Source organism: Phenylobacterium sp. (assembly GCF_030654915.1).
Taxonomy (GTDB): domain Bacteria; phylum Pseudomonadota; class Alphaproteobacteria; order Caulobacterales; family Caulobacteraceae; genus Phenylobacterium.
Genome location: NZ_JAURWM010000330.1, coordinates 1 through 10,767 on the forward strand (window position 1 = coordinate 1; position 10,767 = coordinate 10,767).

The 10,767-nt window shown below is 66.1% G+C and carries 9 protein-coding genes; 4 read left to right on the plus strand and 5 right to left on the minus strand.

What is annotated here, in order from left to right:
• The 3 genes from Q7T84_RS17265 to Q7T84_RS17275 form a co-directional block, all read right to left on the minus strand.
• Positions 1-551: MFS transporter (locus tag Q7T84_RS17265; RefSeq protein WP_304811295.1), on the minus strand; the 551-nt coding region annotated here is incomplete at its 3' end.
• A 13-nt stretch (positions 552-564) separates the two neighbouring features.
• Positions 565-2,094, minus strand: coding sequence for an MFS transporter (locus Q7T84_RS17270; RefSeq protein WP_304811297.1), 1,530 nt, complete (start codon positions 2,092-2,094; stop codon positions 565-567).
• A gap of 447 nt (positions 2,095-2,541) precedes the next feature.
• On the minus strand, positions 2,542-4,986 hold the full coding sequence (locus Q7T84_RS17275) for a TonB-dependent receptor (protein ID WP_304811299.1): 2,445 nt from the start codon (positions 4,984-4,986) through the stop codon (positions 2,542-2,544).
• Positions 4,987-5,235: 249 nt separating this feature from the next.
• Between Q7T84_RS17275 and Q7T84_RS17280 the strand changes: the two genes are divergently transcribed.
• On the plus strand, positions 5,236-6,099 hold the full coding sequence (locus Q7T84_RS17280) for an SDR family NAD(P)-dependent oxidoreductase (RefSeq protein ID WP_304811301.1): 864 nt from the start codon (positions 5,236-5,238) through the stop codon (positions 6,097-6,099).
• A gap of 49 nt (positions 6,100-6,148) precedes the next feature.
• Here the strand turns inward: Q7T84_RS17280 and Q7T84_RS17285 are convergent, their stop codons facing one another.
• Positions 6,149-7,126 (minus strand): NAD(P)H-quinone oxidoreductase, encoded by a 978-nt coding sequence (locus Q7T84_RS17285; protein ID WP_304811303.1) that lies wholly within the window; start codon positions 7,124-7,126, stop codon positions 6,149-6,151.
• Positions 7,127-7,212: 86 nt separating this feature from the next.
• Here Q7T84_RS17285 and Q7T84_RS17290 point away from each other — a divergent pair, with 86 nt between their 5' ends.
• Entirely contained in the window at positions 7,213-7,416 is a 204-nt protein-coding gene (locus Q7T84_RS17290; protein ID WP_304811304.1) for a DUF1192 domain-containing protein, read from the plus strand.
• 135 nt (positions 7,417-7,551) lie between these two features.
• On the plus strand, positions 7,552-8,058 hold the full coding sequence (locus Q7T84_RS17295) for a DUF1465 family protein (RefSeq protein WP_304811306.1): 507 nt from the start codon (positions 7,552-7,554) through the stop codon (positions 8,056-8,058).
• A gap of 314 nt (positions 8,059-8,372) precedes the next feature.
• On the opposite strand, the gene rpmE is transcribed toward Q7T84_RS17295, so the two are convergent.
• Entirely contained in the window at positions 8,373-8,597 is a 225-nt protein-coding gene (rpmE, locus tag Q7T84_RS17300) for a 50S ribosomal protein L31 (protein WP_304811308.1), read from the minus strand.
• 118 nt (positions 8,598-8,715) lie between these two features.
• Here rpmE and Q7T84_RS17305 point away from each other — a divergent pair, with 118 nt between their 5' ends.
• Positions 8,716-10,566, plus strand: coding sequence for an ABC transporter transmembrane domain-containing protein (locus Q7T84_RS17305; RefSeq protein ID WP_304811310.1), 1,851 nt, complete (start codon positions 8,716-8,718; stop codon positions 10,564-10,566).
• Positions 10,567-10,767: the final 201 nt, after the last annotated feature.

Below are 10,767 nucleotides of genomic sequence, written 5' to 3' on the forward strand. Positions count from 1 at the left end.
TTCTTCTTGAGGAAGACCTGGTAGACCAGCAACTGCATGATCAGCCCGCCGGCGACGCCGCAGAACGAGCGGATGGAAATTATGCTGGTGCGCTCGTTGTAGTCCTGGGTCAGCTCGGCCAGCAGGGCCGAGGACGGCAGCTCGAAGAAGGTGTCGAACAGCCGGATCGTGAGCAGGCAGACCAGCATGTAGATGAAGAGCGCCTCGTTCTCCCATCCGATCGGCGGGTTCCAGATCAGGTAGAAGGCCAGCGAGACCGGCAGGGCCGCGGCGTACATGAACGGGTGGCGCCGGCCCCAGCGGCTACGGGTGTTGTCGGAAATCTGGCCGATTAGCGGATCGACGAAGGCGTCGAAGACCAGGGCGAGCATGATCGCCGTCGACACCATGGTCGGCGGCAGGCCGATGACCTGATTGTAGAACAGCAGCAGGAAGGTGGTGATGCCCCGTTGCTTGATGATGCTGGCCGAGGCGCCAAGGCCGTAGAGGGCCTTGGTCTTGAACGTGATGGGCGGGCGCGGCGGCAGGCCGGCAGAATCGGTCGCGGTCATGGCGTCGGCCTTTTTAAGCTTTTGAACCAAGCGGCGCGGATGCGCCCGTCACGCCAGGGGTGGAACTGGCGTCTTCCCCATCGAGAACTCCCGCGGCCTCGCCGGCCTCAGCCAGTTCGCCCAGGCGGCGGAGATTGTCCTCGTGTTTGTCCTTGTCGATGTTGAAGGCGAACAAGCAGGCGATCCCCAAGGCGAAGAGCACCCCGATCGTCGGGAGATAGATCAGCCCCATGTTCTGGATGATCTCGGGATCGACCTGGCCGCGCTTGGCGTCCTCCGGGAAGCCGATGAAGGCCAGGATCGTGCCGGAGATGAACACGCCGACGCCGGACACCATCTTTTTCACGAGATTGTCGGCGCTCATCAGCAGGCCTTCGGAGCGTCGGCCAGTCTTGACCTCCGCGTCCTCGACCACGTCGGCGACCATCGAGACCAACAGTACCGCGGTGCCGCCCGCGAAGGCGGTGTTGATCATCGTCTCGACCAACAGGATCGCGAACAGCTCAGGCGTGCCGTTGGCGGGCATCCAACCCATCAGGCGCAAAACCACGGGCGCGACCCCGACGGTCAGGGCGCTCGTGTACATGAAGATAGCGCCGTACTTCTTGCCCATCCGCCGAGCGACGTGGGGCGAGGCGATCATCCCGATCGCGCCGCCGGCGACGCTGATCGTGACCAGGGCGGCCAGTTGGGACTGGGTCAGCTCCCAGAAGTAGAGGCCGAAATAGATCTCCAGTCCGTTGCGCGCGCCGGTCGCGACGGCCACGAACATGCCGGTCAGGGCGGCGACGACGAAGGCCCGGTTGTTGAGGGTCTGGCGGACCTCCGTGACCATGGCCTTGAAGGTGATCTGGCGGGTTGGCGCGGCGCGCAGATAGGGGATCTGGCTCTGGGTCCCGCGGGTGGAGATCAGGATCGTCGCGAAGATCAGCGCCGCGGCGGTCAGCGAGTAGAGGAAGTAGCCGTCGCGGGCGAGCACGCCGCCACTGCCGTCCGGGTTTTCCTTGAGGAAGACCTTGTAGGCCAGGATCGTCATGCCCAAGCCGCCGACCACCCCAAACAGCATCCGCAGCGAGATCAGCTTGGTGCGATCATCGTAGCTCTTGGCCAGTTCGGGAGCGAGTGCGCTGTGTGGCAGCTCAAAGAAGGTGTCGCAGAACCGCAGGGTCAGCAGGCAGACCAGCAGGTAGAAGAACAGGGCTTGCTCCGACCAGCCCTGCGGCGGGTTCCAGAGCATGAAGAAGGCCAGCGAGAACGGGATCGCGGCGGCGTACATGAACGGGTGGCGCCGGCCGAGCTTGGATTTGAAATTGTCGGAGATCTGCCCGACCAACGGATCGATCAGGGCGTCGAAGATCAACGCGATCATCAGCACCAGGGTGACCGTCTGCGGCGCCAGCCCCACGACCTGATTGTAGAAGATCATCAGGAAGGTCCCGAGGGACCGCAGTTTGATGGCGCTGGCCGTGGAGCCCACGGCGTAGAGCAGCTTGGTCGAAAACGCCAAGGGCGGGCGGTCGGCGGCGGTGGCCGTCGCAGTCATGAAGGGCTCCGATGGGAAATCAGTCTCGTCTGGCCGCGTCCAAGATCGCTTGTCGGCCAGGTGCGCCGAGGTCCGGCGTGATGGAAAAGATGAGTCAGTGCGGCGGCGCGGGGCGCATACGCGCCCCCGAAAATCGGCATGTGAAAGCCGTGAGCCACCAAATCCTCCCGCCGCGCGAAAAATGTTGCGCAGTCATTATTATCGCTCCGGGCGCAGACCCGAGCCTTGAAGACCTGGATCGCCCGAACATGAATTGGCTAAATCGTGAGGGACAGGTTCCCCACCGTCAACGGCTTTGATCTTACAGCCGCGACATAATTGAGCCGTTGGCAGATAAGGCGTTGCTGCGGGTGGGGGGATTTTAGGCGTGTTCCTGAATCATTCTCCAGCAAAGAAAAAGGCGCGCGGGCCCTGAGGTCCGCGCGCCCGTTTGATGGATGGTGAGTCCTAGAAGCGATACTGAAGCTCGATTCCGTAGGTCCGTGGCGGCGTCATGTAGAGGGTCCGCAATGAGCCGCCATTCTCCGGGCCGGTCTCGATCCCGTCCAGCAACTCATCGTCGAACACGTTCCTGACATAGCCGATCACGGTATAGCGCCCGCCGGCGCCGGCCCAGATCGCCCGCAGGTCGAGCTGGTCCTGCGAGGGGGCGATTTCCGGCGAGTAATCGAAGATGCCGTAGCTGACCTTGTCCTTCCAGGAGTAGGTCCCCGAGAGCGTCAGGGAGCCTGGCTCGAAGTCGAAGCGGTAGGTGCCGTTTAGCGCCAGCTTGTTCTTGGGCGAGGAGGGCAGGCGGTTGCCCGACAAGTCCTGGGCCTGGCGGCCGCCGATCAGCGGGCCGGCCGGCTTGGCGTTCACGTCGGTGGCCAGCAGGTCGGCCGAGTTGACGATGCAGCAGGCCTTTTCGATCGTGGCGTCCAGGTAGCTGTAGTTCAGCATGACCCGGACCTGATCGATCGGGGCCCAGACAACTTCCAGCTCCGCGCCGATCGACTGCGACTCGGCGATGTTGATGAACTCCTGCTGGTTCACCGAGTTTCGGACAACGGTCACCGGCACCTGGGCGCCTTCATACTGATAGTAGAAGAACGCGGCGTTGGTCTGCAGCGTGGTCCCGAAGTTCTTCTTGAAGCCCAGTTCGTAGGCGTCGAGGGTCTCGGGCTCGACCGAGGGCCGCGCGGCCAGGGCACCGAGGTTGAAGCCGCCCGACTTGTAGCCGCGGCTGTACTTCGCATAGGCCATGGTGCTGGTGTCCGGAGACCATTCGGCCCCCAGGGTGCCGCTCCAGGCGTCCCATTCGCCGCTCAGATTGCGCGAGGCCGGACCCGTGCCGCCCGAGGCGGTGGTGACGTCGATGGCGCCGCCGACCGCGCCGAGGGTGAGCGGGTTGAAATAGACCAGGCGCGAGGTTTCCAGCGCGCTCTTCTCGTCCTTGGAATAGCGCAGGCCCCCGGTGACCTTGAAGCTGTCGTTGAAGGCGTAGTCGATCTGGCCGAAGGCGGCGGTGGCCTTGGTGTCGAGATCGCCGAAGCTCAGGAAGACGATACGGTCCGGGTTCGGCGCGGCCGGCAGGAACAGGAAGCCCGGCGTGGTGGCGATGCCGATCTGGGGCCGCTCGATCTGCGCCTGGCCGGGCGCGTAGAGCGTGATCGGCTGGCGGAATTTCTCACGGTAATAGTAGAGCCCCGCGATCCACTGCAGCGGGCCGTCGTTGATCGAACTCAGATTGAGCTCGTTGCTCCAGAATTTCTTGTCCTCGATATATTCGGCCGCGATGCTCGGGAACACTGGCGTGCCGACGATCGGGGTCGGGTAGGAGATACGCGCGGTGGCGTCGTAGTCAGTGATCTGCGTGAATTTGTACTGGTTGTAGCCGCCGATATATTTCAGCGCCGCCCAGCCCAGGTTCCAGGACAGTTCGGCGACCAACTGGTGTTGGTCGTCCAGCTTCCGCGAGGACGGGGTGTCGGTCGAGAACTTGCGGTGGTCGTCCACGCCGGGGTTAGGCGTGTTGTAGAGATAGAAAGAGGACGGGAACAAACCCTCGGGCCGCATGAAGGCGTTCGGCCCTCGCGGGTCGCCATCCAAGAAGATCGGGCTGGTGGTGTTGTAGTAGGGGCTGACCAGGTTGCTGGTGCGGCCGCGCTGGTCCCAGGTGGAGGACGAATAGCGCACCCAGGCGGTGGCGTTCTCGCCGAGGTCGGCCTCGACCTGAACTTCGAACCAGGTGTCGTCGTTGACCCCGCCTTCGCTCGGGCCGCCCGCCACGTTCTTGAAGTAGCCGTCGTCCTGCTTGGTCCAGAGGCCGCCGAGCTTGGTGCGCAGGCCCTCGGCGATCGGAATCGAGACCGTGGCCTCGACTTGCTTGAGGTTGTAGTTGCCGAGCGTGGCGCGAACCTCGCCGCCGAAGGTGTCGGCCGGGCGTTTGGAGATCACGTTGATCGCGCCGCCGATCGAGTTGCGGCCATAGAGCGTGCCCTGCGGCCCGCGCAGGATTTCAACGCTGTCCACGAACAACGTGCTCTTGGCGGCCTCGGAGTTGGAGGCGGTGTAGAAGCCGTCGGCATAGACCGCCACGCCGGGATCGGAGCCCAGCACATTGGTCAGCCGGCCGACCCCGCGCAGGCTCATCCGGTCGGTGCCGGCGTTGAACGACAGGCCCGGCGTGAAGGTGGCGAAATCCTGGATCGAGCGGATGCCGACGATGTCGCGGGTCTCGTCGGTGAAGGCCGAAACGGCGACCGGAACGTCTTGCAGGCTCTGCTCGCGCTTCTGCGCCGTGACCACCAATTCCTCGATCATGTTCGAGCCTGGAGTCTGGGCGAACGCCCCTGTTCCCGCCACGCACGCCACGATTGCGCTCGACAACAACAACTTGATTCTACGGTTCATTCTCTTCTCGCCTCCCCAGTGGCCCTATCGCCTAACGCTATCCTGCGTTTATTCGAACTTGTGGTACGACGCTGGTGGCGTCAATATTTTTTGACGGATCTGTCTTTTCTCGTCTTGGGACGCCCTCGCGAAGCCTTGTCGACGCGGCGGAACCTACCCATTCTTCGAATTTCGCGTTGTGCGGCCCAGGGTGGTGAGGGATGGTTTGGCGGACGCCCGTAGAGGCGCGGTCAGCGTGAGGAACGTCCTTTGGGTCGTCTAGAAAACAAGGTCGCCGTGATCACCGGCGGGTGCTCGGGCATCGGTCTTGGTGCGGTCGAGGTGTTCGTGGCGCAGGGCGCCAAGGTGTTCGTCGGCGACATCGACGATCAGGCCGGCGCGGCCCTGGCGGCCCGGTTCGACGGGCAGGTCGCCTATCAGCGTTGCGACGTGATGGACGAGCACCAGATCGAGGCGCTGATGAGCGGCGCGGCCGCACGGTTCGGCGGGCTGGACATCGTCTTCAACAACGCCGGGGCCGGCGGCACGCCCAGCCGGATGGAGGACCTGACCGGCGAGGCTTGGGACCAGACCCAGAACCTGCTGCTGCGGTCCGTTGCGCTCGGCATCCGCTACGCCATACCGCATATGAAGGCGCGCGGCGGCGGCTCAATCGTCAACACCGCCTCGATCGCCGGGACCCAGGCGGGCTACGGGCCGATCGCCTATTCGGTGGCCAAGGCCGGAGTCATCCACCTGACCCGGGTGGCGGCGGCAGATCTCGCCCGCGACCGGATTCGGGTGAACGCTATCTGCCCGGGGCTGATCCTGACCAACATCTTCACCCCGCCCGACCGGGTGCCCGCCGGCATGGCCGGCATGGTCAAGCAGACCATGGCCCAGAGCGCGCCCAACACCCAGCCGATCGAGAAGCCGGGCCTGCCCGAGGACATCGCCCATGCGGCGCTGTTCTTCGCCTCGGACGAAAGCGCCTTCGTCACCGGCACGCACTTGATGGTGGATGGCGGCCTGTTCGTTGGGCCGCGCAACTCCTGGGACCCTGAAATGCGCGCCGAGCGCCAACGCCTGGCCGACGAGCGCCTGGCGGCGTTCGAGGCCGCGCAGGCGCAGTAGGCGAGGGCGTCTATCGCTTCCTCCCCCGCGACGCAGGGGAGGACAGCGCTTAGTCGGCGATCAGCATCACCTTGCCGACGTGGCTTCCGCCTTCGAGATAGGCGTGGGCCGCGGCGGCCTCGGTCAGCGGGAAGGTCTTGTCGATCTGCGGCGTCAGCTTGCCGGCCGCGATCCAGGGCCAGACCTGCGCCTCGATAGCCTCCGCCAGCCGGGCCTTTTCGTCGGCGTCTCGGGGCCGCAAGGTCGAGCCGGTGACCAAAGCCCGCTTCATCATCAGCCTGAAGATGGGCAGGCTGACCTCGCCGCCGGCCTGGGTGGCGATGTAGACGATCCGCCCGCCGGTGCGGATCGAGTCCAGGCCCTTGGCGAAGTAGTCGCCGCCGACCATGTCCAGGATCACGTCGACGCCGCCCTGCGCCTTGGCGACTTCGGCGAAGTCTTCGGCGGTCACGTCGACGCTGACGTCGGCGCCCAGCTTCAGGGCCTCGGCGGCCTTGCCCGCGCCGCGGCTCGTGGCGATCACCTTAGCGCCGGCGGCCTTGGCCATCTGGATCGCCGTTGTCCCGATCCCGGACGTCGCGCCATGCACCATCAGGGTCTCGCCGCTCTTCAGGCTTCCGTGCTCGAACACGTTGGCGAAGACGGTGAAGACGGTTTCAGGCAAGGCGGCGGCCTGCACATAGTCCAGGCCCGCCGGGATCGGCAGGGCGTGGCGGGCGTCGCAGACGGCGTATTGCGCGTAGCCGCCGCCGCCGAGCAGGGCGCAGACCTTGTCGCCCACCTTCCAGCGGCCGGCCGCGACCAGGACCTCGCCGGCGACTTCCAGGCCAAGCGTGTCGGGCGCGCCGGGCGGCGGCGGATAGGCGCCGATGCGCTGCGCCAGGTCGGGACGGTTCACGCCCGCCGCATGGACCTTGATCAGGATCTGGCCGGGGCCGGGAACCGGGCGGGGAATCGAGACCGCCTTCAGGTTTTCCGCAGGCCCTCGCCCGCCCTCCACAGTGATGGCGGTCATGGTGTCGCTCACGGGTGTGCCCTCCGGTATTTTTGCGGGTAAAGTTTCTTCAGTGCTCAGATAGACGTCGAAGGACGCCCGGCAAAGGGAAGCTCGCAATGGACGAACCGGTTCAAACCCGCGTGGGACGCGGTCAGCGCCTGACCGAGGCGATGCGCGAAGACCTCGAACTCTACGCCGTCGTGGAGTTGGAGGAGCGGATCGAGGCCTTGGAGGCGGAGATCACCAGGTGTCGTGCCCAGATTGAGCGTAAGCGGGCGGGCCGGGCGCAGGCCGACGCGCTATTCTCGCGGCCAAGCTGACCTGCGCTTACGGATAACCGAACGTAAACGCGGATCATCGATAACGAACGCTTAGGTTTGGCACGGGCGTTGCAGACCCACCGGTCCGAGCGCCGCATCCCAAGCGGGCGAAGCTATTAGAGGCTCAGTGCTTTGATGACCGATGGATTTGCCCCTGCGGGCGCCTGGCGAGCCGATGTGATCCAGGATTTCGCGCGGTCTGAACTGTTCGACCGGACCTTCCAGGAGGGCATGGATCTCGTGGAAGAGACCGCCGGCTACCTCGACGGCTCCGGTCGCCAGGAATCCAAGCTGCTGTCGCGCAATGCGGCCCTGGCCTATGCCGGCGAAAGCATGCGGCTCACCACGCGGTTGATGCAGGTGGCCTCCTGGCTGCTGGTTCAGCGCGCGGTGCGCGAGGGCGACATGCCGCCGGAAGGCGCCTGTGAGGACCGCTATCGCCTAGGCGCTGAAGACGTGTGCCGCGGCGCGACCACCGAAGACTTGCCGGCCGGCCTGCTGGCCCTGCTCGACCGCTCCGAGCGTCTCTACGAGCGCGTCCGCCATCTGGACCGCCGCATGTACATCGAAGACACCACCGTCGAGATCCCGAACCCGGTGTTGTCCCAATTTGACCGCCTGCAGGCCGCCTTCGGCCGCTGACGCCTGGCGCCACCTACCAACTAGGTGTCATCCCGGAAGTCGCATCGCGGCTGTCCGGGGCACATCCGTGCCGAGCCCGCCGGATGGGGTGCGGCTGATTGAGGCCAGAATCCGAACTGGGCGATCTCCATCCGGCGATGATAGCGCCCTAGCTTGCATCCGGTGTTGATGAGGCCTGGACAGCCGCGATGCGAATTCCGGGATGACACCGGAGTGTCCGCCATCCGCCCACAGCAAAAAACGCCGCGCACGGGTCGCGGCGTTTTTGTATCTGCTCGCGAAGGTCTGCCGCGCGACGAACGCGCCGGCAGGTCCTACTTGCGGGTGAAGCCGCCGAACTTGGCGTTGAAGCGCGAAACGCGGCCGCCGCGGTCCAGCAGGTGGGCGTTGCCGCCGGTCCACGCCGGGTGCGTCTTCGGGTCGATGTCGAGGTTCAACGTCGCCCCTTCTTTGCCGTAGGTCGAGCGCGTCTGATAGCTCACGCCGTCGGTCATCACCACGGTGATGAAGTGATAGTCGGGGTGGGTGTCTTGTTTCATCGAGAGGGCAACCGACGTAAAGGAGCGGCAGGAATATATCGCACGCCACGGATGGCGGACGCGAGGAAGCCGCGCGTATACAGGATAAGGCGCGGGAAGAGCAAGGGCGCTAGTTTATATGAGTGATCTGGCCCACGAGGCCCCCGCCCCCGGACGCCCCAGTGCGGGCGCCGCCATGGCCCAGGATTTGAGCGAAGCCGCCGACCGTCGCGCGCGTAGCCGCAACGTCAAGGCGCTCGGTCGGCTGACGCCGTTCCTGGCCATGCACAAGGGCGACGCCGCCTGGGCGGGCCTGTTCCTATTGACGGCGACCGCCTCCACCCTGGGCCTCTCCGGGGCGGTGCGGCTGTTGGTCGATCACCTGACCGACCCCAAGGCCAGCGCGGCCACGGTCGATCCCTGGTTCTGGCTGATCGGCGGCGTGGCCCTGGCGCTCGCGGCCTCCAGCGCGCTGCGCTACTTCTTCGTCACCAAGCTGGGCGAGCGGATCACCGCCGACCTGCGCAAGGCCGCCTACGCCCACATTCTCACGCTGGATCCGACCTTCTTCTTGAAGACCCGCACGGGTGAGGTGCTTTCGCGCCTGACCACCGACATCCAGATCGTCGAGAGCCTGCTCTCCACCTCTATCTCGGTGGCGCTGCGCAATCTGCTGACCCTGATCGGCGCGCTGATCCTGCTGGTCATCGTCAGCCCCAGCATGACCGGCCTGGTGCTGGGCATCTTCCCGTTCGTGCTGGCGCCGCTGTTCCTGTTTGGCAAGCGGGTCCGCAAGCTGACCATGTCGACCCAAGACCAGTTCGCGTCCGCCGTCGGCCATGCCGGCGAAACCCTCGATGCGCTGGAGACCGTCCAGGCCTTTGGCCGTGAGGACGCCGGCGCGGCGCGGTTCGGCGAGGCGGTTGAGAGTTCCTTCCAGACCTCGCTGCGCCGCATGACCGCGCGGGCGGTCATGACCGCCCTGGTCATCGGCCTAGTCTTTGGCGGCGTGGTGGTGATTTTCTGGCTCGGCGTCCACGCCGGCCTGCGCGGCGAGATGACCTGGGGCGCGCTATTCCAGTTCGCCTTCCTTTCGGTGATGGCGGCCGGCTCGGTCGGCGCCCTGGGCGAGACCTGGGGCGACGTCCAGAAAGCCGCCGGCGCCATGGAGCGGATCTCCGAACTGCTCGCGGCCCAGCCGTCCATCGCCGCGCCGCCAGCGCCCAAGGCGCTGCCGGTCCCGGCGCGCGGCGAGATCGAGTTCGACGCCGTCAGCTTCGCCTATCCCGGCCGCCCCGACGCCTTGGCCCTCAGCGGCTTTTCCTTGAAGGTCGCGCCCGGCGAGCGGGTGGCCCTGGTCGGCCCCTCGGGCTCGGGCAAGAGCACGGTCTTCCGCCTGTTGCTGCGCTTCTATGACCCGCAGAGCGGAACGATCCGCCTCGACGGCGTGGATCTGCGCGACGCCGATCCGGCGCAGGTCCGCGCCCGCATGGCGCTGGTCTCGCAAGACTCCCCGCTGTTCTCCGGCTCGGCGGTGGAGAATATCCGCTTCGGCCGCCAGGACGCCGATCTGAGCGCCATCCGGGCCGTGGCCCGCGCGGCCCAGGCTGAGACCTTCCTGGACGCCCTGCCGCAGGGCTTCGAGACCCCGCTTGGCGACCGCGCCCGCAGCCTGTCGGGTGGGCAGCGCCAGCGCCTGGCCATCGCCCGCGCCCTGATCCGCGAGACGCCGATCCTGCTGCTCGACGAGGCCACCAGCGCGCTGGACGCCGAGAACGAGCAACTGGTCCAGCGGGCGCTGGAAAGCGCCATGGTCGGCCACACCACCCTGGTCATCGCCCACCGCCTGGCCACCGTGCTCAAGGCCGACCGCATCGTGGTCATGGACGGCGGCCAGGTGGTCGAGCAGGGGACCCACGCCGAACTCGCCGCCAAGGGCGGGCTTTATTCACGCTTGGCCGCCCTACAGTTCGGCGACGCGGCGGCTTAGGGGCCGCATCTGGTCATGTCATCCCGGAAGCCGCGTAGCGGCTGTCCGGGACCCATGAACACCTGATCGTGCAGGCTAGGGCGCCATCATCGCCGCATAGAGGTCGCCGCTGGCGAGAATGTAGACGTGGTAGCTCATCCGGCGGGCTCGGTGCGAATGGGTCCCGGACAAGCGCTGCGCGCTTTCCGGGATGACACTTTG